Source organism: Mycetocola sp. TRD_SC_2 (genome assembly GCF_055361225.1).
In genome coordinates, this window is record NZ_CM143954.1 from 1,862,489 (window position 1) to 1,889,264 (window position 26,776).

Consider the following 26,776-nt stretch of genomic DNA (forward strand, 5'->3'; position numbering starts at 1 on the left):
GAAATCCCGGTCAGGCAGGCAGGTCGGCGGATCGCAGGTCCGCGAGAACCCGACGGCGTTCAGCCTGAGCGATCGGGTCCGGCACGGGGAGGGATGCGAGCAACCGCTGGGTGTACGGATCTTTCGGTGCGCCGAGCACTTCTGCACCCGTTCCTTCTTCGATCAGCTTGCCGCGATACAGCACGGCGATCCGATCCGAGAGGATGTCGACAACGGCGAGGTCGTGGCTGATGAAGAGTGCCGCGAACCCGAGTTCCTTCTGCAGCTCGGCGAACAGCTCGAGCACTCGCGCCTGCACGGAGACGTCGAGTGCAGAGGTCGGCTCGTCGGCGATAAGCAGCGTCGGGTCGAGTGCGAGCGCACGGGCGAGGCTCGCCCGCTGGCGCTGGCCGCCGCTGAGTTCGTGCGGGTACCGAGCTCCGTAAGCCTTCGGCAATTGCACGGCCTCGAGAAGTTCACCGACGCGGGTCGAGACCGCCCGCTGGTCGAGGTTTTTCCGGTGCACCCGGAGCGGCTCAGCGACACACTCGGCGATCGTCAGGAGTGGGTTGAAGCTCGACGCCGGGTCCTGGAACACGAAGCCGATCGAACTGCGCAGGGGCCGGAACTTCCGTTCCCGTACGCCGTTCATCTCGGTTCCGAGAACCGTCAGTGAACCACCGGTGACCGGAGTCAGGCCCGCGATGGCCCGGCCGATGGTTGTCTTGCCCGAGCCGGATTCACCGACGAGACCGACGACCTCGCCCGGAGCAATATCGAAGCTCACCCCGTCGACCGCGACGAAACCGGGGCGCCCCAACCGTCCCGGGTACTCGATGCGCAGGTCCCGTGCCTGTACGACAGGAGTGGCTGCGCGGTCGATGGGGGCTTTGCGCTCGGCCGCCTCGATCCGTGAGCCGATCCTCGGTACGGCCGCGAGGAGCTTCTTCGTGTAGTCGTTCTGGGGGTTCGTGAAGAGGGTGAGGGCATCCGCTTCTTCAACGACTTGTCCCTGATACATCACCGCGACACGGTCGGCGAGGTCGGCGACGACTCCCATGTTGTGGGTGATGAGAACGATGGACGCGCCGAACTCGTCGCGACAGCGCCGGAGCAGGTCGAGGATCTCGGCCTGCACCGTGACATCGAGTGCTGTCGTCGGCTCATCGGCGACGATGAGGCCCGGGTCGAGAACAAGGGCCATCGCGATGACGACGCGCTGCTTCTGCCCGCCCGAGAACTGGTGCGGGTAGTAGTCGACGCGGGTCTCAGGATCCGGGATGCCGACCTTTGTGAGGATCTCAACGGCGCGAGCCCTGCCCGCCTTACGGCTGAGCTTGGGATCGTGCGCGCGGAGGCCCTCCGCGATCTGCCAGCCGACGGTGTAGACCGGGTTGAGCGCCGTCGACGGCTCCTGGAACACCATTGAGACATCTGCCCCACGGATGCGGCGGAGGTCCTCCTTCGACACGGAGACGACGTCGTTCTCGCTCGCGCCGTCCTTGCTGCGGAGCACGATGGCGCCGGCACGGGTGGCGGTGTCGGGAAGCAGGCCGAGGATCGACTTCGCGGTGACCGTCTTGCCACTGCCCGACTCCCCCACGATGGCGAGGACTTCACCCGGTGCCACCGAAAGGCTGACTTTGTCGACAGCCTTGACCGACCCGGCATCCGTCGCGAACGAGACGTCGAGGTTTCGGATCTGTAGAACGTCGCTCATCATCGTCCTTCATTCTCGAGGCCGGCGAGTCCGCCGGGGCCTGCGGTCAGGGTACCTCCGGGAACGACGGATGTCTCGGCGACGGTTCCCGAGGCGGCGCTCACAGCGCGACGTCCGCGCAGTCGCGGATCGGCGAGGTCGTTGAGGCTTTCACCGACGAGCGTGACACCAAGAACGGTCAGCACGATCGCGAGCCCGGGTGGAATCGATGTCCACCAGATACCGCTCGATACGTCGGAGAGTGCCTTGTTGAGGTCGATGCCCCACTCGCTCGCCGAGGTCGGCTCGATGCCGAATCCGAGGAAGCCGAGGCCGGCGAGAGTCAGGATCGCTTCGGAGGCGTTGAGAGTGAAGATGAGCGGGAGGGTCCTGGTGGCGTTCCGCAGGACGTGGCGGAACATGATCCGTACGTTGCTCGTGCCGACGACCTTGGCGCTCTCGACGTAGGCCTCCGATTTGATCCGGACCGTCTCGGCACGGATGACGCGGAAGTACTGCGGGATGAACACGACGGTGATGGAGATGGCCGCGGCGAAGATGCCACCCCACAGGCTCGACTGTCCGCCCGAGATCGCGATCGACATGACGATGGCGAGAAGGAGTGTCGGGAAGGCATAGATCGCGTCACAGATGACGACGAGGATGCGGTCGAGCCAGCCCCCAAAGTATCCGGAGACGAGGCCGAGTGCGACACCCGCGAAGATCGACAGCAGAACGGCCACGACGATGACGCTGAGTCCCGTCTGCGCGCCCCAGATCACGCGGGAGAGCACGTCATACCCGCCGACGGTGGTTCCGAGCAGGTGCTCGGCGCTCGGCGGGCGCTGCGCGCCGAACGAACCGTCGTCGTCGCGCAGTTGGCTGAACCCGTACGGGGCAAGCAGCGGGGCGAAGAGTGCTGTCAGCACGAAGATCGACGTGAGAACGAGGCCGGCGATGAGCATCCCTCGCTGAATGCCGACGCTCTGCGAGAGGTGGTGCACAACGGGAAGCCGGCGCCAGAGGCTCCGGCGCCTCGAACCGGTCACGGGAGTTTTTGTTGTCGCCATGATCAGTACCTCACTCGGGGGTCGATGATCGCCGCGATGACATCGACGATGAAGTTGGTCAGGGCGACGATGACGGCGAGGAGCACGACGATGCCCTGAACCGCAACGAAGTCTCGTGCCTGCAGGTACTCGGTCAGCTGGAAACCGAGTCCCTTCCACTCGAAGGTCGTCTCGGTCAGAACGGCTCCACCGAGCAACAGGGCGATCTGGAGCCCGATGACGGTGATGATCGGGATGAGGGCGGGGCGGTATGCATGCTTGGTGACGAGACGGAACTCGCTCACTCCGCGCGACCGGCCGGCATCCACGTAGTCGGTCGACAGAGTGCCGATGACGTTCGTGCGGACCAGCCGCAGGAAGATACCCGCAGTCAACAGCCCGAGCGTGAGCCCGGGGAGGATCGCGTGGGCAAGGACGTCGCCGAGAATGCCCGGGTCACCGATGCGGAGGGCGTCCCAGAGGTAAATGCCGGTCTTGCCCTCGAGGAGCTGCATCTCGAGTTCGGTGTTCGTCGTGCCTCTGCCTGACACAGGGAGCACCTTGAGCCAGACCGAGAAGACCAGCTTGAGCAACATGCCGGCAAAGAACACCGGGGTCGCGTAGAAGAGAATTGCGACGATGCGGAGGACGGCATCCGGCGCCTTGTCGCGGAAGTACGCGGCGACCATGCCGAGCGGGATACCGACGATGAACGCAACGATGAGCGCGTAGAACGCCAGCTCGAGCGTCGCTGCACCATAGGTGAAGAGCACCTCGATGACAGGGCGGTTGTCGCTGAGGGTTGTGCCGAAGTCGCCGGTGAAAATCTGGCCGATGTACTCGAGGTACTGCACGAAGATGGGCCGGTCGTATCCGGCGGCGGTGATGCGCTCGGCGAGCTGATCGGCGGTGAGCCGGTCACCCAGGGCTGCGGTGATCGGGTCGCCGGTCGTCCGCATGAGGATGAAGACGAGGGTGACGAGGATGAATACCGTCGGGATGATGAGCAGGAACCGCACAATGAGGTAGCGCCACAGGCTGCTTCCCGGTGCTTTACGCCTGCGTGGAGAGACCGGCGCCGAAGCGGGGTGGCCGCTCTCGTCGGATGCCGGGATGGTGAGAGTACTCAGCGGTCGACCTGCCAATCACAAAGATTGTGCAGGGCGACCGGGTTCGGTCGCCCTGCACAGGAGCCGGAGACATTCTCCGGCGGGTGGTTACTTGCTCAGTGGTGCGTAGCGGAACTTGAACGATGCGTCGAGGGTGACTCCGTCGACGTCCGATCCGGCCACGGCGACCTGCGAACCCTGGAGGTACGGCACGGTCGAGAGGTCCTCGGCCACCTTCGCCTGGATCTCCTCGAAGATACCCGCTCGCTCGTCAGCGTCGACGGTCGACGCCTGCTCGAGGATGAGATCGTTGACTTCCTGATCCGCGTAGTGGTTCGCGAGGAAGTTCTCATTCAGGAAGAACGGGGTCAGGTAGTTGTCACCGTCTGAGTAGTCCGGGAACCAGCCCAGCTGGTACGCCGGGTACACGTCGCTGGAGCGGTCCTCCGAGTACTGAACCCACTCGGTGGTCTGCAGGTTGACGGTGAACAGGCCAGAGGCCTCGAGCTGCGACTTGATCAGCGCGTACTCGTCGCCCGAGGATGGACCGTAGTGGTCGTTCGAGTACTGCAGGTTGAGAACGACCGGCTCGGTGATTCCCGCTGCTTCGAGCCGCTCGGCGGCCTTCTCCTCGGACGGAGCTCCGGCACCGTCGCCGTACAGGTCCTTGAGCACCGTCGTTGCACCGGTCAGGCCCTCTGGCATGTACGAGTACAGCGGCGTGTATGTGCCCTTGTAAACCTCTTCAGCGATCTCGTCACGGTCGATCAGGTCGGCGACGGCCTGGCGGACGGCAAGTGCCTTGGCCGGGTCAGCCTCGGGCGTCGACGCACCAAACGGCTGCGTGTTGAAGTTGAAGACGATGTAGCGGATCTCTCCACCGGGGCCCTGGTGGACCGTGACGTCGTCGTTGCCCTCGAGGTCCGCAGTGTCGGTAGCGCTGAGGCTGCGGAATGCCACGTCGATGTCGCCCTCCTGCACGGCGAGCTTGAGGTTCGACGACTCCGCGTAGTACCTGACGTTGACGGTCTCCGTCTCCGCCTCACCGAGCAAACCCTGGTACTCAGGGTTTGCCTTGTACGAGATGAGGTTGTTGAAGTCGTAGCTCGCGATCGTGTACTGACCGGCGAATGCTTCGCCGTCGACGATCTCGTCATCGGGCGTCAGAGCGTCGGCTGAGAAGACCTCTTCATCGACAATCGGGCCGGCCGGGCTCGAGAGGATCTGAGCGAAGACCTGGTCGTTCTCCTGCTTGAGCTTGAACACCACGGTGAGTTCGTCAGGTGTCTCGACGCTGTCAAGGTTGTACAGCAGCGATGCCGGACCGTTGACGTCGTTGATGGCGAGCTGGCGATCGAAGGAGAACTTCACGTCCGAAGATGTGAGTTCGTTACCGTTCGCCCAGGTCAGCCCTTCCTTGAGCGTGACCGTGTACTCGGACGGCGTCGTGAACTCAGCCGACTCGGCGATGTCCGGTTCGACGTCAGGGCTGCCGTAAGGCGTGTTCATGAGGAACGGGAACACCTGGTTCATCACGGCGAATGAGCCGTTGTCGTACGAACCTGCGGGGTCGAGGGTGGTGACCTTGTCGGTTGTTCCAATGGTGATCGACTTCGCAGCGCCATCGCCGGAAGAATTGCTTCCCGACGTTCCGGCACATCCTGAGAGTGCCAGCGCTGTGACGGCGAACGCTGCGGTCGCTGTTGCGACGCGTTTGCCGGTGGTGGATGCGGATGCCATATCCGTCTCCCCTTCTCTGAAATATGAATGGACACGCGGCCGGGCAGACGAGAGCCTGCGGAGTCGCAGTGCTTGGTGTGTTCCTTTACTAGCACAGGAGGGTGCAGCAGGTGTCCCTGTCCGGGCAATACCGCGCCGGATTTACGCATTCGCAACATTACGCCGAAGAAGCTGCGACGGATGCCGGTCGGTGCCGAATCGTGCCCGCCTGATGCGCGGAGAAAATGAGCACCCGGTTAAACACGAAACCCTCGCAACAGACTGACTGTTACGAGGGTTTTGTCGGTTGTGACCCCAACGGGATTTGAACCCGTGCTGCCGCCGTGAGAGGGCGGTGTCCTAGGCCGCTAAACGATGGGGCCGGAAACAACGAGTTCGAGTATGACACACGAATTCACATCGAACAAATTCGCGCAGCGGCCTCCCCACACCTCGACAGATGCGGATGTGTAAGCCGGGTAATGTGCCCGATCATCCGGGCTGTCAAGTCGGGCGCGTCCGCTTGAAAGCCAGCCTGTGAGGGTATTAGCTCAACCTATGCGACTGACAAAGCTCGAACACGCTGCCCTGCTCCTCGAAGACTCCGGGAGAAAGCTGTTCATCGATCCGGGTTCCTTCACGACCGCCATCACCGAGGGCGCGCTGTGTGTCGGGATCGTCATCACCCACGAACACCCCGATCACTGGACGCCCGAGCAAATCGACCGCATCCTCAGCAAAAGCCCCGATGCCCGGATCTTCGGGCCCGCAGGCGTGGCGGCGGCAGCGAGCAACCTGCCCATCGAGGTCGTCCAGGCCGGTGACGAGGTCGAGGTCGGCCCCTTCACCCTCCGGTTCTTCGGCGACAAGCACAACGTCATCCACGAATCGATTCCGGTCGTCGACAATGTCGGCGTACTCGTGAACGGGACGTTGTTCTACGGCGGCGACTCATATACCGTGCCCGAGGATGTCGAGGTCGACGTCCACGCGGTTCCCGCAGGAGCCCCGTGGCTGAAAATCGGCGACGTCATGGACTACGTGCTTCAGGTGAAGCCGAAACGCTCTTTCCCGACGCACGAGATGACCCTCGCGAAGGCGGGCAAGGAGATGTCGAATGCGCGGATCCAATGGGCGACGGAGCAGAACGGCGGCGAATTCTTTCCGCTCATGCCCGGTGATTCCCTCGACATTTAGCCAACAGTGACCGCCGCGTTCTGGGGTAGCCGGAGTGTGAACACCGTTCCCTCCCCCTCGACGCTCGAGACGTCGAGCTCGCCGCCGTGTGAACGAACGATTGCTTTCGTGATAACCAGACCGAGGCCGACACCCGGCACCGCGTTCGCCGTCGCTGTCGACGCGCGGAAGAACCGGGTGGCGAGCTTGTCGAGCTCATCGGCGGCAATACCCATGCCGGTATCGCGAACGGTGATCTCCACCGAACCCGGGGAGACCGAGAACCCGACGTGAACGCTCCCTCCTCGCGGGGTGAACTTGATCGCGTTCGAGACGAGGTTGTCCACGGCCTGACCGAGCCTGCGCCGGTCGCCGGGGAATGACGTTGCCCCCGGCGCGATGTCTGCCTCCAGAAGAATGCCGCTCCCCTCCGCGACAGGGCGCGCCGAATCAACGGCACCCTGGATGAGGTCCTCCGGGGACACGTCCTCGATTGTCAGCGGGAAGCCACCGGAGTCAGCCTGCGCCGTGAAGAGAAGATCACCGACGAGACCGAGCAGCCGGTGCGCGTTCCGTTCCGCCACGCCGAGGTACAACTGCTGCTCCTCGGAGAGGGGTGCGTCCTCGTCGTCCTTCATCAATTCGAGGTACCCGAGAATTGAGCTCAGCGGGGTGCGAAGTTCGTGCGATACGAGCCCGACGAACTCGTCCTTGAGCTTCGACACTTCGACCGCGTGGGTGATGTCGGTGGCAACGAAGATATATCCGGTGGGCGACCCTGAAGCATCCATACGGGGACTGACCGCGACCTCGACGGGGAACTCTGTTCCGCCGGACCGGCAGTAGGTCCAGTCGTGAAGCTCGGGCACGCCGAGGCGTGCCGATTCGACGAGTGCTGAGAACCCGGGGTTGAGCACGGTGGCGCCGGTCGGGTAGTTCAGTTCGCGAGACCGGTTTTCGAGTTCGTCCTCGAGGTGGAAGTCGAGAATCGACGCGCGGCCGATCACGTCCGTCGCGCTGCGCCCGAGCATCGCTTCCGCACCCGGATTGAATACATCGATCCGGCCGACGAGGTCCGTGCCGATGATGGCCTGGATCGTGACAGCGTTGAGCACACTCGACGTGAACTGGTTGGCGGTCCGCAGCTCGAACTCTGACTCCCTCAGCTCGGCGTGGCTGGCCTCCCTCGCCTCAGCGAGTGAGCGGATCGCGTCGACCTGCACTCTCGACTGCCGCGACATCTCGTTGACGATCCCAGCGACGACGGCGAAAACCAGGGGCGCGACGACTCCCCGAAGCCACTCGGGCGCGGAACTGGGTACCACGCCCTCGACGAAGAAAGGAAGCATGATCGCTGCTGCCGTTCCGACACCGGCAACGAGGATCCAGCGCCGCCCCTTCTCGGCCGCGATCCAGACCACAGGCAGGATGATGAGCGAAGAGAAAAGCGACCCCGCACCGCCCGTGCCGACTCGAAGCAAAGCGATGGCGAAGAGTGCGGCGAGCGGAACGGCGATGACCCACCCGGTGAAGGTCCCGCGGCGGGTGAACCAGACCGCAAGGAGGACGGAGAATGCGGTGACGATGATGGATGAGAGAAAAGCAATCGGCTGAGTGATCGGCACACCGGGGGCGTACAGCGAAATCAGAAACGCGGTGATGAGCGCGATCGTGGTCGGTGCATGCTTGAGCACCGGACTCGGCTGATCGAGCCTGCCGATGTCGAACCTCACTGGGCCAGCTCGCGTCCACGAGCGAGCTCAGCGAGCTTTGCTGCGAGGATCCGTGGGCTGAAGGGTTTCGGCATGAAATCGTTCGCACCTGCTTCGATGCCGGCATCGCGCGAGGCACCACTGACCCCAGCGGACAGCAGAAGCACGGGTACCTGCTTGAGCGCCGGGTCGTTGCGCACCAGCCGACACACATCGAGGCCGCTCATGCCCGGCATCGAAACATCCAGGACGACCAGATCAGGGGCCTCATCACGAATGAGCTGCCATGCTTCGGTGCCGTCGGTTGCGACGGCGGCGAGGTCAAGACCGGCCTTGCGCACGGCGATCTCCACGAGCATCCGCATATCGGGGTCGTCATCGGCGATGACAACGCGAACTGGCGCTTCAGCCATCGTTCCTCCAGTTGGGAAGGCAGCTTTCGAGCACCTGCACGACGTTCTGTCTGGTAAATGGTTTCGGAAGTACGCCGTCGGACTCAGGGAACTCGGCCGGGTCGAGCACGCTCGTGACGACGATGGCGCACCCAGGCTGTTCCGCTCGCAACTGTTCGATGAAGGTCGAGCCGTCCATGCCTGGCAGCATGAGGTCGACGACCGCAAGGTCGGGCGGGGTCTCACGATAGACGAGGATCGCTTCTTCGGCCGATTTGGCGAGAACGACAGCGCAGCCTGCACGTTCGAAGTTCCGCCGGAGCAGGTCCAGCTGGTCGATGTTGTCTTCAACGACGAGGACGCGGGGCATGGCCCCGGTCACGCGAAGAACACTTCGCGCAGCACGACGAGAAGCACGACGAAAGCGATTGCGATCACGGTCTTGGGCACGAGTGCCCGCTCCCCCGCACGGTTTTCTTCGATCTCGGCTTGGAGAAAGGCATCGCCGGGATGCCTCGGGTCACCCGCGGGCGTCGTTTGGTCGATCATGCGGTGACTCTTCCCGTTTTTTCTGTCTTGTCCCACTTGGCCTCAGCGTGACGGAGTTCCTTGATGTACGAGTCGAAGGTGATCGCGCACAGAAGTGAACCATAACCCACGAGGTAGATGAGCGCGGGCGAAAGCACGCGCCCGATCGCGGTCTTCTCGATTTTGCGCGCAAGCCATGCGCCGAGCATCGATACTGAAATCCAGACGTAGATCGACAGGGTGATCCAGAAGAGGGCGGTTTCAGACAATTGTGCTCCGAAGAGTGATGGCAGCCATTCGAGCAGCAGCCCGGGGAAGAACGCCGTGAGCATCACGAGCATGGAGACGATCCCGGGGAATGTCAGTACCTCGCGCCAGGTCTTTCTGGTCAGTTCCCCGTCGAGCTGAACAGCGAGAGCCAGCGTGAACGTGAACGTGCACGCCGCCGTGATCCAGAGAGCCCGGAACAGTACCGTTGCCAGGTCGCTCTCGAGCAGCAGGAGTCCGACGAGGCCGATCGATGACAAAACCATCGCGATCGGAAGCAACCACAGGCTGAACCAGACGATGCCGAACGAGATCGTGCCGAGTTTGTGGTCCTTCGACGGCCGGAACCAGATCTTGCGGTATCGCGACGTGACGGTGACATTGCCCCTCGCCCAACGGAGCCGCTGCTTCCACAGGGCATCGATGGAGCCGGGCTCCTCGGCGAGAACCACGGCGAGCGGCTCGAAAACCACGGTGCGTCCCTTGAGCTGTGTCTCGAACGTGGTGATCGTGTCTTCCGCAAGAGAAGACGTGTCAATCTGTCCGCCGATGGCGAGGAGGTTCTCGCGAGAGTGCAATTGGGCGCCACCTGCCAGACATGCCTGGGCGCCGAGCACATTCTGGGCGCGGCGAGCCGCGGGCTGGGAGAGAACGTATTCCAGGGCGATGAACCGCGTGAGGTAGTTCTTGTCTTTGCTGCCCTCGCGGATGTATGCCGACACCGCTCCGACGGCGGGGTCGGCAAGGTGCCTGGTCATCCGGCGAAGGGAGTTCGGAGAGTAGATGACATCGGCATCCATCACGAGCAGCGCCTGCATCCAGTCGTCCTCGAGGATGACGCGGATCCCGTGGTTGAGAGTGTGCGCTTTACCTTCGCCGCCCTTCTCCCGCCGCAGATGGAAGACGTTGCTGGGATACTGTTCGGCCTTGCGCCGGATGACGTCGGGCGTGTCATCGGTGCTCGCATCGTCGACGACGTACAGGCGCAGCGACTCGAGTGGATATTCGAGCGCCATGAGACGGTCGATCGACGCCCCGATCACAGCACCTTCATTCCACGCCGGGATCACGATGGCCACTCTCGGCGTGTACGGCGCGGCCTTGCGGTAATGATTGACGACAGCGTGGACCGGGATAGCGAGGAACGTGTATGCAGCTGATACGACAGGTACTGCGCCGGTGAAGACGAAGACGAGAAGGATCACCGCGAGGATGCCATTGAGCACCGCGAAAATGTTGTCTGCGTTCATGAGATTCCCGCGTCACTAAAGAGCTGCTGAACGCCGCGATACACGCCGACGTCGCTCGCCGTATGGCTGTCGGTCGATGCGACGAGCTCCGCACCGGCAGCGAGAGCCGCCTTGAGAGCCCGGGGTCCGGGGCACAGCCACTTCTCGTTCACTTCGATGAGGGTTCCCCTCCTGGCAGCGGCCTGCGCCCACGCCGACAGGTGCTCGTCACTGAGGTCGTCCTCAGAGAGCCCGACCTTCGGCAGAATCGAGAAACAGTGCGCGAGCTGTGCGGCCGGCACCGATTCCATTGACGCGACGAGTGCGCCGATGAGCAGATCGACGGCATCCGTCGCCGTCAGGCCTGCTCCGATACGTTCGCGGGTCTCACGGGGCGACCACGGGCCGTCCGTTCCCGGGAACTGGTGGTCGGCGATGAGTATGGCGTCGATGCCGCCGGGTCCGAAACGGAGGCCGGGGGGAACGTCGAGTCGGCCGCTGGCATCCAGAATCTTGGCCTCAACCCCGGTCAGGATCGTCATGCCCTCCGGCACCGTCAGTTCGCGCGTTGCCTGCAGAAATTCCGGAAGCCAGGAAGTGGACTCCCGGACGTGATCGACGAGCCGAAGCCGGGTGAGACCACGAGCATCGGCGGCAGCGACGTTCTCGGCAAGCGTGCTGGTCGCGTCGTCGGAGAACGTGGAGTGGACGTGGTGATCTCCGGTGAGGAGACGGGCGACGGTCACTGCTCGAGTCCGTCGTCGTGCGCCGCGTTTTCGGAGATCAGGATCTCGGATGTCGGAACGAAGACATCTTCGAGGTAGCGGACGTTGGCGATCTCGGCGAACTCGATCCGCTCAGGGAGTTGGGTGTCCAGCGCGAGATCGAGGGCGAGCGAGGGCATGTCGACACCGGCAGCGATGGTGAGGGGCATCGCGCCAGGGAACCGCGGGTTCACCTCGAGGAGGGCGGGGATCCCGTCACGGTCGAGGCGCAGTTGAACGTTGGCTACGCCGGTGAGCCCGATGGCGGTTGCAACGGTCGCGGCCGTCTGTTCGAGTGCGGTGTCGCGAACGGTCCGGCCGGCAATCGAGACCCCGGAGTCGACGCGCGTGCGGGTTCGCGGAACGGCAGCGAGAACCCGACCGGAGGCATCCGCGAAGACGTCGACGGAGAACTCGTCGCCGGGCAGGAACTCCTGAATGATGAGCGCGTCGTCGAAACCGATCGCGAGGAGATCCTCCCGGCTGTCCACAATGCGGACGCCACGGGAACCTGCACCACGCCGCGGTTTGACGATGACAGGAAACTCCCACGGTTCGGAGGTTCCCTCGGCGGTGAGGAGGTGCGTCGCGGGCACGCGAGTAACCCCGGTCACCCGCTCGGCGAGCAGGTACTTGTCGAGCGTGACGTCGAGCGTCTCGACAGAAGGAGCGGCGAGAACCGCGCCGGCGGTCTTCAGCTCGGTGCGACGAGCCGCAAGGGCTGGGAGCTCGGCGTCGACCGTTGAGAAAACGACATCGATCTCATCCGTGCGGCAGAGGTCGAGAATGGCGTCGACGAAGTCGGGAGCGTCGCCGCGAGGAACGATCCGGCGGCGATCCGCCGGCACGAGGTACAGTCCGCTTGCCCAGCCGTCCATGTCGGCCGAAAAGAGGTCGACGTCAGCGCGCTTCAACAGCGAACGGAGTACAGCGACTCCCGCCGGTCCCCCGGTTCCCGTCACCAGTACTCGTGTCATCGTTGTGCTCCCTGCTCATAATTGCCGTGTTTGACCGCGCGGACCGCGGTTTCGATATCGCGGTGCGTCGCGGCCAGCTCGGTGGCTTCCCGGACGATCTCAAGCGGTTCACAGTTCTTCCCGGAGCCGTAGCGGCTCCAGTACCTCGCTGTGGCGAGGACGAAATCCGGCTCGAGGTAGTCGCGGATTCCCGTCTGTGACGCAAAGCTCGCCAGGAGGTCGAGCTTGGTCTCGGTGAAGCCGTCGATGGAGACGAATCGCGTTGGCCGAAAATCGACGGTCGCGGATGGGCTCTGGAAGCACGCCACCGTGTTCACCCGCCGGGTGGCGACGAGAGCAGCTGCGTGAACGGCGCGATGGTCCTGGTGGCGGTCGTGGTCACTGTGCGTGTACACGATCGTGGGCTTGACCTCGGCGACGACGCGTTCAATGATCCCGACTGTTGGGTCCGAATTGCTGATCGCTGTGTCGGGGAGGTCCTCGAGAAACAGCCGGGCGCCGAGCATCTCTGCCGCCGCCAGCGATTCGTGCTGGCGTCCGTCTGCTTCGCCGCCGCGCGAACCCCGCGACAGGGTGAGGATCGCCACCGAATCTCCGGCAGCACGGTGAGCGGCGAGGAGGCCACCGACGCCGATCTCGACGTCGTCCGGGTGGGCGCCGATGGCGAGCACGATGTTGCGGGGAACGGATGCCTGTGCACGGCGGAATCCGTCCGCCAGTCGCGTCGCCACGCTCACCATCTCTGCCGAAGAGATGGGTTTGGTGAGGAACTCATCCGCCGCGTTGCGCAAAGCGGAGACCGCGTAGCTGACGGAGACGTGCGCGGTCATCACCACGACGGGCGTACCCGGCTGCGCCTCACGAACCTCCGCGATGAGGTCGAGGCCGGTCATCCCGGGCATCTCGATGTCTGTGATCACCACGTCAGGGGCGAACTCGACGGTGCTCTGTCGAGCGGCGAGAGGATCGGACAGCGCGCGAACCTCAAAGCCCTTCCTGGTCAGAATCGTTTGTACATAGAAAAGAACGTCAAGGTCGTCTTCGACAACCAAAACTCGATATGCGTTTTCCACAGTCCCCCCTCAGAGCCTGGGACCTACTCTAAATGCTCGCCGGAACCGATCCGGCATACGTTGCTCAGAGCGTTATTTTGCGGAGTGCCATGAAGGGTTTGGGATCTACGTACACGCCGCCGACGCGAATCTTGAGATCAAGGTGGCAGCCGGTCACCACACCCGTGGCTCCCACTTTGGCGATGACCGTGCCTGCGCTGACCTGGTCGCCCGCTGCGACGGTGAAAGAGCCTGTCTGAATGTGTCCATAGATCGACTGGAGTCCTGACCCGTGGTCGATGATGATCCGCTGCCCGAATGACCCGGCATTGGCGGCCGCGGTGACACGTCCGGCAGAGACGGCCTTGATCGGGGAGCCGCAGGCGGAACCGAAGTCGATTCCATCGTGAAAGGAGTTCGAGCATCCGACCGGGTTACAGATGACCCGCCGCGGACCGTACGGCGACGTCACCTTGGCTGTAACCGGGCGCACCCACGCGGCGTTGGCATCATGCATGTAGTTGCCTGGGCTCGACGCCACGTTGACGAAGCTCTTGATATCGATCGTCGCGGCGGATGCCGGGAGCGCCGCGGTTGCAACCATGGCGGGAACGGCGATCGCCAACACCAGGAGGGAACGGAGGGAGATCCGGCGGGCGCGGGTGGTCATGGTCGGATCCTGTCGGTGGTATGGCAGCGGCAACTCTCAAGTGTTGCACCTCCGGCGAGTTCTCACGACGCCACGTTCGCGGGTCAAAATGGAGCAGGCGATACACCACAACCCCCGCCGGGCACCACAGTTGCGCTTGCTTTACCGTTCGCTCCCCATTCCGGGGGATACTCGTGCTACCGAGTATGGGACTTTTGGACCGTTCCCCGTGCTGATCAACAAGAGGAGCCCGACAGGATGACTGACGAACCGGAAATCGAGCCGATCGAGATCACCTACGACGAGGACCGGTACCCTGCACGACCGCGGAAGCTTCGCCCACGCACGAACATGCGCACCAGCAACATCCGCCGGTCGTTCTCAGACCCGCGGTCGGCTGACGCGTCCAACCCCTCCTACGTCGAATGGCTCATCCGCCAGTCGATGCTGAGGGACGCAGAGATTCTCGGCCGTGGCCTCTCGGGCCAGCCGAGCATGTGGCGCCACCCATACGCCCGCCCCGACGCCCGCAGGGCCATCGGCGTGACATCCGTCTGGTTCACCGCCTACCCGATCTCGCTGATCACCGGCAGCCAGTCCTACCTGGCAGCACTCGGCAATGACGCCCTCTGGGACGCCTTCGAGAAGATCGGCATCACAGCTGTCCACACCGGTCCGGTGAAGCTCGCTGGTGGAATCACGGGCTGGTCGAGCACGGCAAGCGTTGACGGACACTTCGACCGGATCAGCACCCAGATCGACCCGGCTTTCGGCTCCGACGATGACTTCCGGCAGTTGTCGGATGTCGCAGACAATCACGGTGGCAGTGTCATCGACGACATCGTCCCCGGGCACACGGGCAAGGGCGCCGACTTCCGCCTGGCCGAGATGGGCTACAAGGACTACCCCGGTATTTACCACATGATCGAAATCCCGGAGGAGGACTGGCACGAGCTTCCGGAGGTGCCCGACCACCGGGACTCCGTGAACCTCGACGCTGCCACCGAGAAGCGACTAGCAGACCTTGGCTACATCATCGGCCAGCTGCAGCGTGTCATCTTCTACTCCCCCGGCACCAAGGAGACGAACTGGAGCGTCACAGCGCCGGTGCTCGGCGCGGACGGCAAGACCCGTCGCTGGGTATACCTCCATTACTTCAAGCAGGGCCAGCCCTCGATCAACTGGCTCGACCCGACGTTCGCGGGCATGCGCCTCGTGATCGGTGACGCCCTGCACTCCCTCGGCGACCTCGGTTCGAGCGCCCTTCGTCTCGACGCGAACGGCTTCCTCGGGGTCGAGAAAAGCGCCGAAGGAACACCCGCGTGGTCTGAGGGTCACCCGCTCTCCGAAGCGGCGAACCACCTCATTGCCGGCATGGTGCGGAAGGTCGGTGGTTTCTCGTTCCAGGAGCTCAACCTCACGATGGAGGACATTCGCGACACCGGTCGCGTCGGAGCCGACCTCTCGTACGACTTCATCAACCGGCCCGCGTATCAGCACGCCCTCGCGATGGGCGACACCGAGTTCCTCCGGCTGACCCTGCGCACGTCGCTGTCGACCGGTGTCCAGCCGGTCGGCCTCGTCCACGCCCTGCAGAACCATGATGAGCTCACCTACGAACTCGTACACTGGGCGACACTTCACCGAGCCGACCTGTACCCGTTCCGCGACGAGGAGATCCCCGGCGCGCAGCTCGCCGAGACCATCCGCGCCGACCTGGTCGAGAAGCTCACCGGCGATGCTGCTGACTACAACCTCGTGTTCACGACCAACGGAATCGCCTGCACAACGGCATCCGTCATCGCGGCGACCCAGGGCCTCACCACTCTCGACGCCATCACCGACGAGCACATCGACGACATCCGCAAGGCGCACCTGCTCCTCGTCATGTTCAACGCGTGGCAGCCGGGCGTCTTCGCCCTCTCGGCGTGGGACCTGCTTGGGATGTTGCCGCTCCCCTCGAGCGAGGTCAGCGAATTGATCGCCGAGGGCGATACCCGCTGGGTTCACCGCGGCGCCCACGACCTCATGGACGTCGACCCCGATGCAACGGTGTCCAGTTCTGGGATGCCACGCGGCCGGTCCCTCTACGGATCACTCCCGCACCAGCTCGAACAGGACGACTCATTCGCGACCCGGGTGTCGCAAATCCTCAAGATCCGCACCGAGATCGGTCTCGACATCGGTACCCAGCTCGACATTCCCGACGTCGCTCACCCGGGCATGCTCGTCATGGTTCACCGGCTCGATGGTGGCGATACCACGCTCGAGGACGCTCCGCTCCAGGTCACGGTGCTGAACTTCACCGGCGAGGAGATCGAGGGAACCGTCCGTTCCTCCGAGCTCACTCCCCGCCGCACGGTCTACGACGCCCAGACGGGTGAGGAGATCGGCCGGGTCGATGACCTGCAGAGCTTCACGGTAAAACTGGCGCCGTACGCGGGGCTGTGCCTGCTGGGGCGCGACTCCGAGGATGAGGACGCTGCGACCGCGGAGACACCCGCCTGATCCGTTGATCCCACGGGCCAACCTCCGCTGCTCGGCCACAGACAGCTGGACTTTTTCACGAAGTTCAGCCGTTCGTGGCCGAGCACGCTGGCAACCGACCCGCCAATCGCCGCGCGATGGAACCGACGACCGCCAGATTAGGTAAGGCAACCCTCACCTCCCCTGCTAAGGTTAGGCAACCCTTAGCCTTCCGGGAGTCGACATCACCGTTCAGCCGCAGCGCGCCTATCGCGTCCACGTCTCCCGCACTCATCGATTCAGCCCGAGCATTCTCCGCGTCACCTTCGCCGGCGCCGCCCTGAGGCACATCGCCAGCGACGGACTCGATCAGCGCGTCAAGATCCTGCTGCCGATCGAGGGCACGGGTTTCACCGACATCGGAATGTTCGACGAACCGCCGCGCCCTGCCCGCGAATGGTATAGCCGCTGGCGCAGTCTGCCCGATGCTGAGCGCAACCCCATGCGTACCTACACCGTACGGAATCCCCGGCCGACTCGTGCCGAGGTCGATATCGACTTCGTCCTTCACGGCGACGCTGGGCCCGCGTCAGCATGGGCGCTTCGAGCCGAACCCGGCGACGAGATCGTGATTGTGGGCCCGGACGCCCGCTCGGGCGTGCGTGGCGGCATCGAATGGAACCCAGGCGACGCCACCCGGGTTCTCCTGGCCGGCGATGAAACCGCGTTGCCCGCAATGTGCGCCATCGTCGAATCGCTACCCGCCGGCATCAGCGGCCACGCCTTCATTGAAATTCCGCTCCCGGCGGACACTCTTCCCATCAGGACGAGCTCCGACGTGCGCGTCACCTGGTTACCGCGAGACGGCGCACCTCCCGGCGAGCGGCTCACCGTCGCCGTGAAGGACTATGTGCGCACGTCCGGAGCCATGATCGAACCAGGCACCGTCGAACTGGAGGAACCGGTATCGGACTTCCCAATCTGGGAGGTTCCGGCCGAGGCACCCGTATCGTCGACCCCCGAAGACGGCTCCTACGCCTGGCTTGCCGGCGAAGCCGGCGTGATCACCGGCCTCCGCCGCCACCTCGTACGGGACGCCGGGTTCGACCGTAGCCGCGTGGCGTTCATGGGCTACTGGCGCGTCGGTCGCGCCGAAAGCTGACCGTTACCGCCCCCTCCTGCTCCGCAATCGAAAGGACCTCATGTCCCATTTGTCCCGATCCGCTGCTCTCGCCGCGGCTGTCCTCCTCACCGTCGGTCTCGCTTCGTGCGCGACGCCGGCAACGGGCGAGCCCGCGGCCGAAAGCGATAGCTTCACGCCGATCACGATCGAGCACGCTCTCGGCACCACAGAGATCACCGCGAAACCCGAACGTGTCGCCACGGTGAACTGGGCCAACCACGAGGTCCCCCTCGCCCTCGGCGTCGTGCCGGTCGGGATGGCCGCAGCGAATTTCGGTGACGATGACGGCGACGGCGTTCTTCCCTGGGTGAGCGAGAAGCTCGAAGAGCTCGACGCAGAGACCCCCGTCCTTTTCGATGAGGCCGACGGCATTGACTTCGAGGCTGTCGCCGACACCAAACCGGATGTCATCCTCGCCGCCTATTCAGGCCTCACGCAGGAGGACTATGACACTCTGACCGAGATCGCACCCGTCGTTGCGTATCCCGAGACCGCTTGGGGAACGTCGTGGCGGGACATGATCTCGCTCAACAGCCAGGCCATGGGCATGGCAGATGAGGGCGAGACGCTCATCGCCGAGCTCGAGCAAGAGGTCACAGACACCGCAGCCGAATACCCGCAGCTCGAAGGCAAGACAGCGATGTTCCTTACACACGTCGATGCTTCCGACCTGAGCCAGGTCAGCTTTTACACAACCCACGACACGCGCGCCATGTTCTTCGAGGACATCGGGCTGTCGTTCCCGGCGAGCATCGCCGATGCTTCGGCTGAAACCGAGAAGTTCTCGCTGACCCAGAGTGCCGAGCAAGCGGATGCCTTCAGCGACGTCGATATCATCGTCACCTACGGCGACGAGAAGCTGGTCTCCACCCTCGAGGGTGATCCGCTGCTGTCCCAGATCCCCGCGGTGAAGAACGGATCGATCGTCCTGCTCCCTGGCACCAGCCCACTGGGTACCGCCGCCAACCCGACTCCCCTCTCCATCTCCTGGGTCCTCTCCGACTACCTGGATCTGCTCGCCGCAGCAGCCGACTCTTCCGAGTGACAGCGACACTCCCCGTAGCCATCTCGGGCACTGCCGCACTCGTGCGGCGCCCGAGGCGGCTGCGGGGTGCCTGGCTGATAGCGGCGTTCGCCGTGCTTGTCGGGCTCTGCGTTGCATCCGTCGTCGTCGGATCACGATCGGTCGACGTGGCAGACATCCTCGCGGCGATGGGCGGGTCGACCAACGGGTTCGACGAAGCCGCGGTGGCAAAGCGCATTCCGCGCACACTCCTCGCCGTTGCGGCTGGTGCTGCACTCGCGGTCTCCGGAGCTGTTCTGCAGGGTGTCACCCGCAACCCGCTCGCGGACCCGGGCATCCTCGGAATCAACACCGGAGCATCCCTCGCCGTCGTCTCGGGAATCGCTTACTTCGGGCTCACCTCTGCCACGAGCTTCATCTGGGTGGCGATCGCGGGAGCGTCGGTCACAGCGCTGTTCGTCTACGCCGTCGGTTCGCTCGGTCGCGGGGGCGCTACCCCGCTGAAACTCGCGTTGGCCGGTGCGGCGACAGCGGCCGCGCTCGCGAGTTTCGTCAGCGCGGTCGTCCTGGGTCGCAATGACATCGCGGGCAGCGCACTGTCGTGGCAGATCGGCGGCGTGGGCGGCGGCACAGCAGACAGCCTCACGCACGTCGCCCCGTTCCTTCTCGCCGGATTCGTGCTCTGCTTGCTCTCCGCCCGAAGCCTCAACTCCCTCGCCCTTGGCGATGACCTCGCAGCGGGTCTCGGCGAGCGCGTGGCCCTTGTCCGCGGAATCGCCGCGCTGGGAGCAGTCGTCCTCTGTGGAGCAGCCACCGCCGTAACTGGTCCCATCGCTTTCGTCGGACTCGTCGTTCCGCACGCGTGCCGGCTGCTCGTCGGCACCGACCACCGATGGCTGCTGCCGTTCTCCGCCGTCGTCGGCGCCGCCCTCCTGACCGGATCCGATGTTCTGGGGCGGATCGTCGCCCGCCCGGCGGAGATCGACGTCGGCATCATCACTGCGCTCATCGGTGCCCCGTTCTTCATTTACATCGTCCGCCGCCAGAAAGTTCGCGCCCTGTGACCGCCCGAACCCTGATCACAGCGGATGCCGTCGCTCGCGGCAGGCGACGCCGCGCGTCTCGCCGGTCCTGGGTCGTCGCCGTTCTGGCTGCACTGATCGTCATCGTCTTCGCCGTCAGCCTGATGGTCGGGCAGACCTTCTACCCGCCCACGGATGTGATCGGCGTGATTCTCGGCGAGCAAATTCAGGGAGCGACGTTCACCGTTGGCCGGCTGCGTCTGCCCAGGGCGGTCCTCGCCGTGCTGGTAGGGGTCTGTTTCGGGCTCGGCGGCGTCACCTTCCAGACGATGCTGCGTAATCCGCTTGCCAGCCCCGACATCATCGGTATCACTTCCGGAGCGAGTGCGGCCGCGGCCTTCGCCATCGTGACCCTCTCGCTCGGGGAAACAGGCGTCTCCGTTTTCGCCATCGTCGTCGGGCTCGCTGTCGCGCTTCTCATCTACGGCTTGTCGTTCAAAGGAGGCGTCGTGGGCACCCGCCTCATCCTCATCGGCATCGCGGCGATGCTCAACAGCGTCACCGCGTATGTGCTCTCGCAGGCCGCCGACTGGGACCTCCAGGCGGCGGAACGCTGGCTGACCGGCAGCCTCAACGGCACGAACTGGGGGCAGGTCCTCCCTGTACTCACCGCGATTCTCGTTCTCGCTCCCGTGCTCCTCGGCCAGTCGCGCAACCTGTCGATGACGCAGCTGGGCGACGACACGGCATCGGCTCTTGGCGTCCGGGTGGGCAGAACTCGTCTTCTGGTGATCATTACGGCGGTCGGATTGATCGCCTTCGCCACCGCCGCTGCCGGTCCGATAGCGTTCGTCGCGTTTCTCTCGGGGCCGATCGCTGCCCGCGTCGTCGGACAGAACGGTTCGCTCCTCATCCCTGCCGCGTTCGTCGGAGGATTGCTCGTACTCGTCGCCGACTTCTGCGGCCAGTACGCGTTCGGTTCCCGATTTCCTGTCGGCGTCGTCACCGGCGTTCTCGGCGCTCCGTTCCTCATTTACCTGATCATCCGCACCAACCGCGCGGGAGGCTCACTATGACCACCGACCATTCGCTTCTCATCGAGAAGCTCACTCTCAGCTACGGTGACCGGTCGGTGATCGACAACCTCGATCTCGTCGTCCCTCCGGGCAAAGTCACGGCGATCGTCGGGGCGAACGCCTGCGGCAAGTCGACCCTGCTCCGGTCGATGTCACGTCTACTGCCTCCACGCGCGGGCAGTGTTCTGCTCGACGGGAAGGCAGTACACAGCATGCCGGCGAAACAACTGGCGCGGACGCTCGGCTTGCTGCCTCAGTCGCCGATCGCCCCGGAGGGCATCACTGTCGCAGACCTGGTCGGCCGCGGCCGCCATCCCCACCAGGGGATGTTCGCCCGCTGGAGCACCGAGGATGACATTGCCGTGGCATCCGCTCTCGAAGCGACGGACACCGTTGCATTGGCGGACCGCCCGGTCGACGAGTTGTCGGGCGGCCAGCGCCAGCGGGTCTGGATCGCCATGGCTCTGGCTCAGGAGACCGATGTGCTCCTGCTCGACGAACCAACGACCTTTCTCGACGTCAGCCACCAGATCGAAGTGCTCGATCTGCTCACCGACCTCAATCGCAGGCGGGCGACAACGATCGTGATGGTGCTGCACGATCTCAACCTTGCTGCGCGCTACGCCGACCATTTGATCGCGCTCGCCGGAGGGAAGGTCCATGCCTCCGGCGACGCCTCACAGGTGTTGACCGAAGAGAACATTCGCGTCGTTTTTGGGCTGAACAGCAGGGTTATCCTCGACCCCACCTCAGACAAGCCCCTGATGCTCCCACTCGGCCGCCACCACACGGTCGAGGTGAGCTGATCTTCGGTCAGCCTTTGACCGCACCTTCCATGACGCCGGCGATGAGCTGCTTGCCCGCGATCGCGAGCACGATGAGGAGCGGAGCCGCGACGAGGAAGACGCCCGCCATCACGAGTCCTGTGACCGACGTGAATGCTCCCTGGAGTTGAGGAATCACGAGCGGCATCGTCAGCTGAGAACGCATGACCACCGATGGCCAGATTGACCATACGCGACAGTACGGCCGTCGAGCCCGGCGACGACGCGTTACTGCGCGTCGAGCCGCGTAGCGACCTCAGGCGGGAAGCCACCCGTCGCGATCGGACCCCAGCGAGTCGGCGTGATTCGGATCAGCGACTTGTCCTGAATGGCCATCGCCGCACGGTACTCGTCCCAATCCGAGTGCTCGCCTGCGATGCACCGGAAGTAGTCGACGAGCCCGTCAGCGGCCTCTGGCATGTGCAGGACCTCGGCATCGCCGTCGATCTGCACCCACGGGCCGTCCCAGTCGTCCGAGAAGACCACGACGGAGGTGTGCTGATTCCTCGCAACATTTCGCGTCTTGCTTCGAGTCGGATAGGTGGAAATGACGATCCGCCCTTCGGCGTCGACTCCCCCGGTCACGGGAGACATCTGCGGCCGACCGTCCGCGCGCGTGGTGGCGAGGAGCATCCGGTGTCGCGGGCGGACAAAGTCGAGAACCTCATCGCGGTTGACGGACGTAGCGGTAGCGATTGTTCGAGCCATTCCCCGACTCTATCCGCGGCGCGACCGAGCCGGCCCCGTTTCGTGAACGTGACGGCAGCTCGGTGAGCGACATCGGCAGCGATTTGCTATACCCCCGGGGGTATCTTACGATGGGAGCACCAGATACCCCCCGGGGTATTTTATCAATGGAGGAAACAACCGAATGTGCCGAGCCGCGACCTGCAAGACCTGCGGAAAAACGACGTGGGCGGGCTGTGGCCAGCATGTCGATGACGTGATGCGCGGGGTGCCACGGCCCGACCGCTGCCAGGGCCATGACAGCGAGCCACGCACGGGCGGGTTCTTCTCTCGCCTGTTTTCCCGCTGAGCGTCTGAACCAGGAGAGGAACGACATGAAAACCATCATCATCGGCGGTGTCGCCGGCGGAATGTCGGCGGCAACACGCCTCCGTCGGCTCGATGAAACGGCCGAGATCGTCGTCTTCGAACGCGGGCCATACGTCTCCTTCGCGAACTGCGGCCTGCCCTACTACGTCGGCGGAGTCATCGAAAATCGCGACAGCCTGCTGCTGCAGACACCCGACTCCCTCTCCGCTCGCTTCCGCCTCGATGTGCGCGTCAACCAGGAGGTCGTCCGGATCGATCGCGAAGCGAAGACCGTGCAGGTGACCGACGTCTTCGATGGCACCAACACCACCGAAGGTTATGACGTCCTGATCCTCGCCGCCGGAGCGACCACAGGGCCGGCTCTTCCCGGGCACGGCGTTCCGGTCCGCACCCTCCGAACCGTCGACGACGTCGACGCCATCACCTCTGTGCTCGACAGCGTCGGAACGGATGCCAGGGCGGTCGTCGTGGGCGCCGGATTCATCGGCCTCGAAGCCGTCGAGAACCTCGTCACCCGTGGCGTGACCGTCACGCTCGTGCAGCGCGGTCCACGCCCCCTCTCCCCTCTCGACCCCGAGATGGCCGGCCCTGTTCTCGACACCCTCCTCAGCCACGGCGTCGATGTGCGCGTCAACAGCACGGTCGCCGACGTGCGCGAGGGCCGGGTCCACCTCGACGACGGGTCCGTCATCGAGACCGACCTCATCATTGAAGCCCGGGGCGTCCGCCCCGACACGCACCTCGCGCGCTCGGCAGGCCTCACCATCGGCGCAACCGGCGGCATCACCGTCGACGAATATCAGCGCACCAACGATCCTTCGATCTATGCGGTCGGCGACGCGGTCGAAAAGACAGATGCCATCGACGCGGCGGCAACGCTCGTCACCATGGCGGGTCTCGCCAACAGACACGGCCGCACCGCCGCAGACGCCATCGCCGGAATCGCTGAACCCAGCGTTCCGGCACTGGGCACAGCGATCGTCGGTCTTTTCGGCATCACCATCGCCATGGTCGGCTGGAGCGAGACCCGTCTCGCGGCTTCCGGTCGTCCGCATCTGGCCGTCCACACGCATCCGTCCTCCCACGCCGGCTACTACCCGGGCGCGGAGCAGATGTCGATGAAGCTGCTCATCGACTCGCAAACGGACGCCATCCTCGGCGCCCAGATCGTCGGCGGTGCGGGCGTCGACAAACGGATCGACGTCATCGCCACCGCCATGGCCGGAAGCCTGACCGCCTCACAGCTGTCGCGACTCGAGCTCGCCTATGCACCGCAGTTCGGATCAGCGAAGGATGCCGTCAACATGGCCGGATACGTCGCCGACAACCTCGCAACGGGGGCGACCCGGAGTATCCAATGGCATGAGCTCGACGACGCCATCACCTCCGGTGCGACCCTCGTCGACGTTCGCTCTGCCGACGAATTCGCGCGTGGCGCCATCCCAGGCGCGATCAACCTGCCGCTCGACGAGATCCGCGCCCGGTTCTCCGATCTCCCGGAAACACCGCTCGTTGTTCACTGCCAGGTCGGGCAGCGCGGTCACACCGCAGCACGACTGCTTACCCAATTGGGCCGCGACGTGCGTAACCTCGACGGTGGATACCGAACCTGGCTCGCCGGGACCGCCGCGACCGGCAACCTCCCCGACACTTCTCCAGCTCACATCATCGCTTAAGGACCACGACATGCCGACTCCAGCCGCAGCCCCCATCGAGTCCGCCGCGGACAGCCAGAAGAAGATCCTCAACCGCCTGCGCCGCGCCCAGGGGCAGCTGGCATCGGTGATTACCGCCGTCGAATCGGGTGCAGAGTGTCGCGACGTCGTCACGCAGCTTGCCGCCGTTTCGAAGGCGCTGGATCGCGCCGGCTTCACGATCGTCTCATCGGCGATGAGGGACTGCCTCAGCTCCCCAGACGACACGAGCGACCCACTCACCGTCGACGAGCTGGAGAAGCTCTTCCTCACCCTCGCCTGAGCGCCAGCGCGACCGGAACTCCAACACCCCGAAAGGACCCCGATGACCACCATCGACCTGACATCTACCTCGTTCAACTCCGCCGTCGAAGATAACGGCATCCTCTTCGTCGACTTCTGGGCCGCGTGGTGCGGACCGTGCCGGGCGTTCGCGCCGACATTCCAGGCGGCATCCGAAGCCCACCCGGACATCGCCTTCGGCAAGGTCGACACCGAGGCCGAGCAAGAACTGTCCGCGGCCGCCGGCATCACGTCGATTCCCACCCTGATGGTCTTCAGGGACCAGATTCTCGTTTTCTCCCAGCCGGGCGCGCTGGCCCCACCGCAGCTTGACCAGGTGATCGAGGCGGTGAAGGGTCTCGATATGGACGAGGTCCGCAAGTCCATCACAGAAGCTGACGCTCAGGGTTCGTGAGGTAGTCGCCCGACTGCCTCACGCCCTGAGCAACACTCAGTGCCGCTGCCGCAGAGTTCCGAGAGGCCACAGCACCGAGGATCGCGGCGAGCGCGCCCGCCAGCAACGGCGTCCCGACAGCCCGCTGAGCGAATTCCGGCGCAGCGGGCCCGGAACGCCGATGTGGCGCTACCACGCCGAAGGACACCACCTACCGGGAGACCGAGAGCACAGTCACCTTCACCCACACCATCGTGGACGACGCGTCCAGCGGGCACGATGTCGGCACGCGCCTCGCTGCATTCGCTATTTCGGATGCCATCGGGCGAGGCAAACGCATCGTCCCGGTTGCGTGTTCATCCGGGACTATCTGCGAAACCATTCCGAGGTCGACGAATACGTCGACGAGCCGGTCCGGTAGCCCTTACATCTGAGCAACCCGGCCCGTCACGTGGCGAGTGAACGCGCGGGCCGCGGGTGACGCGTCCGCCGCGCCATGATGAATGAACACGAGTTTGTATCGCACTGTGAGGTCTTCCACCTCGGAGACCTTCAGCCGGGGATCCTTCGCAACGCTCCGCGGCACGAGAGCGACCCCCAATCCGGCGGCGGCGAGCTCTACCACCATCGATAGCTCGAGGGCTTCGCACGGAACCTGCCTGCGGATGCCGTGTGCGAGAAAGTGCTCGTCCACCTCGTCCCGGCTCTCGTGGCCAGGGATGGTGTCGACGAATCGAGCCTCGGCGAGATCACTGATCTGTACGCGGTCCGGCATGGCGGCTGCGGAAGTCCCACTACTCACGAGTACCAGTTCCTCATCGACAAGCGTGAGGAGTTCGATTCCACCTGCCGACTTAGGGTTGGCGACGATCGCACAGTCCAGACGGCCGTCAGCCACGAGGTGGGAAGCGGCTGGTCCCACCAGCTGGTTCACCGAAATATCCAAACCCGGGTGTTCAGCTGAGAACTCAGATAGCCAGCCCATGAATGGACAAGCCCCATCCAGGGCGTTCACTTGCATCATCCCGAGCCGGAAAGATCCACCGCGCAGGCCGACGACGTCCTGCACTCGCTGCGCTCCGAGGTCCGCTTCGCGGAGGAGCCGGTATGCCGACGCCAACAACACCTCGCCTGCCGAAGACAAACGCACCGGACGGGATCCGCGTGCGAAGAGCTCCGCGCCGACAGACCGTTCCAGCGCGCGGATGGATGTGGAGAGTCCCGATTGAACAATGTGCTCTCGTCGCGCGGCCGCAGAGAAGCTCTTTTCTTCGGCGAGTGCAGTGAAATGCCGCAACTGTTTGATCTCCATAGGAGAAGTATCTGTCAAATAGATGGAAAGTGACTCAAATAGCGGCAGAAAAGAAGGAATCGTTGCCATCGCCGCTCCGGTTGTGCCTGAGGATGAGCCCGCCTGGGCTCAGAACCGCCCGTTTGGGCTCCCGAGAGGAACA

At 64.4% G+C, this 26,776-nt stretch carries 27 protein-coding genes and 1 tRNA gene; 11 read left to right on the forward strand and 17 right to left on the reverse strand.

What is annotated here, in order from left to right; genetic code table 11:
- Nucleotides 1-10: 10 nt before the first annotated feature.
- The 5 genes from ACWA1Q_RS08930 to ACWA1Q_RS08950 all read right to left on the reverse strand — a co-directional run bounded on the left by ACWA1Q_RS08930 (nt 11) and on the right by ACWA1Q_RS08950 (nt 5,938).
- Nucleotides 11-1,699, reverse strand: a complete 1,689-nt coding sequence (locus ACWA1Q_RS08930; RefSeq protein ID WP_463756754.1) for an ABC transporter ATP-binding protein — start codon at nt 1,697-1,699, stop codon at nt 11-13.
- On the reverse strand, nt 1,699-2,748 hold the full coding sequence (locus ACWA1Q_RS08935; RefSeq protein WP_463756756.1) for an ABC transporter permease: 1,050 nt from the start codon (nt 2,746-2,748) through the stop codon (nt 1,699-1,701). The genes ACWA1Q_RS08930 and ACWA1Q_RS08935 overlap by 1 nt, the downstream gene beginning before the upstream one ends.
- 2 nt (nt 2,749-2,750) lie before the next feature.
- The gene (locus ACWA1Q_RS08940; RefSeq protein WP_463760822.1) at nt 2,751-3,857 is read right to left on the reverse strand and encodes an ABC transporter permease; all 1,107 of its coding nucleotides are present in this window, start codon (nt 3,855-3,857) and stop codon (nt 2,751-2,753) included.
- Between the two features lie 87 nt (nt 3,858-3,944).
- Nucleotides 3,945-5,576 (reverse strand): ABC transporter substrate-binding protein, encoded by a 1,632-nt coding sequence (locus ACWA1Q_RS08945; RefSeq protein WP_463756757.1) that lies wholly within the window; start codon nt 5,574-5,576, stop codon nt 3,945-3,947.
- A 289-nt stretch (nt 5,577-5,865) separates the two neighbouring features.
- Nucleotides 5,866-5,938: transfer RNA gene (locus ACWA1Q_RS08950), tRNA-Glu, on the reverse strand.
- Nucleotides 5,939-6,113: 175 nt separating this feature from the next.
- Here ACWA1Q_RS08950 and ACWA1Q_RS08955 point away from each other — a divergent pair.
- On the forward strand, nt 6,114-6,752 hold the full coding sequence (locus ACWA1Q_RS08955) for an MBL fold metallo-hydrolase (RefSeq protein ID WP_463756759.1): 639 nt from the start codon (nt 6,114-6,116) through the stop codon (nt 6,750-6,752).
- Here the strand turns inward: ACWA1Q_RS08955 and ACWA1Q_RS08960 are convergent.
- The 9 genes from ACWA1Q_RS08960 to ACWA1Q_RS09000 form a co-directional block, all read right to left on the reverse strand.
- Nucleotides 6,749-8,464: a sensor histidine kinase gene (locus ACWA1Q_RS08960; protein WP_463756761.1), complete on the reverse strand. Its 1,716-nt coding sequence runs from the start codon at nt 8,462-8,464 to the stop codon at nt 6,749-6,751. The genes ACWA1Q_RS08955 and ACWA1Q_RS08960 overlap by 4 nt on opposite strands.
- Complete coding sequence (locus ACWA1Q_RS08965; RefSeq protein WP_463756762.1) at nt 8,461-8,856, reverse strand: response regulator; 396 nt, start codon at nt 8,854-8,856, stop codon at nt 8,461-8,463. The genes ACWA1Q_RS08960 and ACWA1Q_RS08965 overlap by 4 nt, the downstream gene beginning before the upstream one ends.
- Nucleotides 8,849-9,217 carry a response regulator gene (locus ACWA1Q_RS08970; RefSeq protein WP_463756764.1) on the reverse strand — a complete coding sequence of 123 codons (369 nt, stop codon included), beginning with the start codon at nt 9,215-9,217 and terminating at the stop codon, nt 8,849-8,851. The genes ACWA1Q_RS08965 and ACWA1Q_RS08970 overlap by 8 nt, the downstream gene beginning before the upstream one ends.
- Nucleotides 9,214-9,384 carry a hypothetical protein gene (locus ACWA1Q_RS08975; protein WP_463756765.1) on the reverse strand — a complete coding sequence of 57 codons (171 nt, stop codon included), beginning with the start codon at nt 9,382-9,384 and terminating at the stop codon, nt 9,214-9,216. The genes ACWA1Q_RS08970 and ACWA1Q_RS08975 overlap by 4 nt, the downstream gene beginning before the upstream one ends.
- The gene (locus ACWA1Q_RS08980; RefSeq protein WP_463756767.1) at nt 9,381-10,880 is read right to left on the reverse strand and encodes a glycosyltransferase family 2 protein; all 1,500 of its coding nucleotides are present in this window, start codon (nt 10,878-10,880) and stop codon (nt 9,381-9,383) included. Before ACWA1Q_RS08980 ends, ACWA1Q_RS08975 begins: the two co-directional genes overlap by 4 nt.
- Complete coding sequence (locus ACWA1Q_RS08985; protein ID WP_463756769.1) at nt 10,877-11,605, reverse strand: PHP domain-containing protein; 729 nt, start codon at nt 11,603-11,605, stop codon at nt 10,877-10,879. Before ACWA1Q_RS08985 ends, ACWA1Q_RS08980 begins: the two co-directional genes overlap by 4 nt.
- Nucleotides 11,602-12,600 carry an ATP-grasp domain-containing protein gene (locus ACWA1Q_RS08990; RefSeq protein WP_463756770.1) on the reverse strand — a complete coding sequence of 333 codons (999 nt, stop codon included), beginning with the start codon at nt 12,598-12,600 and terminating at the stop codon, nt 11,602-11,604. Before ACWA1Q_RS08990 ends, ACWA1Q_RS08985 begins: the two co-directional genes overlap by 4 nt.
- Complete coding sequence (locus ACWA1Q_RS08995; RefSeq protein WP_463756772.1) at nt 12,597-13,673, reverse strand: PIG-L deacetylase family protein; 1,077 nt, start codon at nt 13,671-13,673, stop codon at nt 12,597-12,599. Before ACWA1Q_RS08995 ends, ACWA1Q_RS08990 begins: the two co-directional genes overlap by 4 nt.
- 64 nt (nt 13,674-13,737) lie before the next feature.
- Entirely contained in the window at nt 13,738-14,322 is a 585-nt protein-coding gene (locus ACWA1Q_RS09000; RefSeq protein ID WP_463756774.1) for a M23 family metallopeptidase, read from the reverse strand.
- Between the two features lie 237 nt (nt 14,323-14,559).
- Between ACWA1Q_RS09000 and treS the strand changes: the two genes are divergently transcribed.
- The 6 genes from treS to ACWA1Q_RS09030 all read left to right on the forward strand — a co-directional run bounded on the left by treS (nt 14,560) and on the right by ACWA1Q_RS09030 (nt 21,878).
- The gene (treS, locus tag ACWA1Q_RS09005; protein WP_463756775.1) at nt 14,560-16,809 is read left to right on the forward strand and encodes a maltose alpha-D-glucosyltransferase; all 2,250 of its coding nucleotides are present in this window, start codon (nt 14,560-14,562) and stop codon (nt 16,807-16,809) included.
- A gap of 298 nt (nt 16,810-17,107) precedes the next feature.
- On the forward strand, nt 17,108-17,929 hold the full coding sequence (locus tag ACWA1Q_RS09010) for a siderophore-interacting protein (protein ID WP_463760824.1): 822 nt from the start codon (nt 17,108-17,110) through the stop codon (nt 17,927-17,929).
- A 40-nt stretch (nt 17,930-17,969) separates the two neighbouring features.
- A complete protein-coding gene (locus tag ACWA1Q_RS09015) occupies nt 17,970-18,995 on the forward strand; it encodes an iron-siderophore ABC transporter substrate-binding protein (RefSeq protein ID WP_463756777.1) in 1,026 nt (341 codons plus the stop codon).
- A complete protein-coding gene (locus ACWA1Q_RS09020) occupies nt 18,992-20,038 on the forward strand; it encodes a FecCD family ABC transporter permease (RefSeq protein ID WP_463756778.1) in 1,047 nt (348 codons plus the stop codon). Before ACWA1Q_RS09015 ends, ACWA1Q_RS09020 begins: the two co-directional genes overlap by 4 nt.
- The gene (locus ACWA1Q_RS09025; RefSeq protein ID WP_463756780.1) at nt 20,035-21,072 is read left to right on the forward strand and encodes a FecCD family ABC transporter permease; all 1,038 of its coding nucleotides are present in this window, start codon (nt 20,035-20,037) and stop codon (nt 21,070-21,072) included. The genes ACWA1Q_RS09020 and ACWA1Q_RS09025 overlap by 4 nt, the downstream gene beginning before the upstream one ends.
- Nucleotides 21,069-21,878 (forward strand): ABC transporter ATP-binding protein, encoded by an 810-nt coding sequence (locus ACWA1Q_RS09030; RefSeq protein WP_463756782.1) that lies wholly within the window; start codon nt 21,069-21,071, stop codon nt 21,876-21,878. The genes ACWA1Q_RS09025 and ACWA1Q_RS09030 overlap by 4 nt, the downstream gene beginning before the upstream one ends.
- A gap of 7 nt (nt 21,879-21,885) precedes the next feature.
- On the opposite strand, the gene ACWA1Q_RS09035 is transcribed toward ACWA1Q_RS09030, so the two are convergent.
- Both ACWA1Q_RS09035 and ACWA1Q_RS09040 read right to left on the reverse strand, forming a co-directional pair.
- A complete protein-coding gene (locus ACWA1Q_RS09035) occupies nt 21,886-22,035 on the reverse strand; it encodes a hypothetical protein (protein WP_463756783.1) in 150 nt (49 codons plus the stop codon).
- Between the two features lie 89 nt (nt 22,036-22,124).
- A complete protein-coding gene (locus tag ACWA1Q_RS09040; RefSeq protein ID WP_463756785.1) occupies nt 22,125-22,604 on the reverse strand; it encodes a PPOX class F420-dependent oxidoreductase in 480 nt (159 codons plus the stop codon).
- A gap of 353 nt (nt 22,605-22,957) precedes the next feature.
- Here ACWA1Q_RS09040 and ACWA1Q_RS09045 point away from each other — a divergent pair, with 353 nt between their 5' ends.
- From ACWA1Q_RS09045 to ACWA1Q_RS09060, 4 genes are all read left to right on the forward strand, one after another.
- Complete coding sequence (locus ACWA1Q_RS09045) at nt 22,958-24,628, forward strand: FAD-dependent oxidoreductase (protein ID WP_463756787.1); 1,671 nt, start codon at nt 22,958-22,960, stop codon at nt 24,626-24,628.
- A 10-nt stretch (nt 24,629-24,638) separates the two neighbouring features.
- On the forward strand, nt 24,639-24,929 hold the full coding sequence (locus tag ACWA1Q_RS09050) for a metal-sensitive transcriptional regulator (protein WP_463756789.1): 291 nt from the start codon (nt 24,639-24,641) through the stop codon (nt 24,927-24,929).
- Between the two features lie 42 nt (nt 24,930-24,971).
- Complete coding sequence (locus ACWA1Q_RS09055) at nt 24,972-25,343, forward strand: thioredoxin family protein (RefSeq protein WP_463756790.1); 372 nt, start codon at nt 24,972-24,974, stop codon at nt 25,341-25,343.
- 233 nt (nt 25,344-25,576) lie between these two features.
- Nucleotides 25,577-25,756 (forward strand): GNAT family protein, encoded by a 180-nt coding sequence (locus tag ACWA1Q_RS09060; RefSeq protein ID WP_463756792.1) that lies wholly within the window; start codon nt 25,577-25,579, stop codon nt 25,754-25,756.
- Here ACWA1Q_RS09060 and ACWA1Q_RS09065 read toward each other — a convergent pair.
- Nucleotides 25,747-26,703: a LysR family transcriptional regulator gene (locus tag ACWA1Q_RS09065; protein ID WP_463756794.1), complete on the reverse strand. Its 957-nt coding sequence runs from the start codon at nt 26,701-26,703 to the stop codon at nt 25,747-25,749. The genes ACWA1Q_RS09060 and ACWA1Q_RS09065 overlap by 10 nt on opposite strands.
- Nucleotides 26,704-26,776 lie beyond the last annotated feature (73 nt).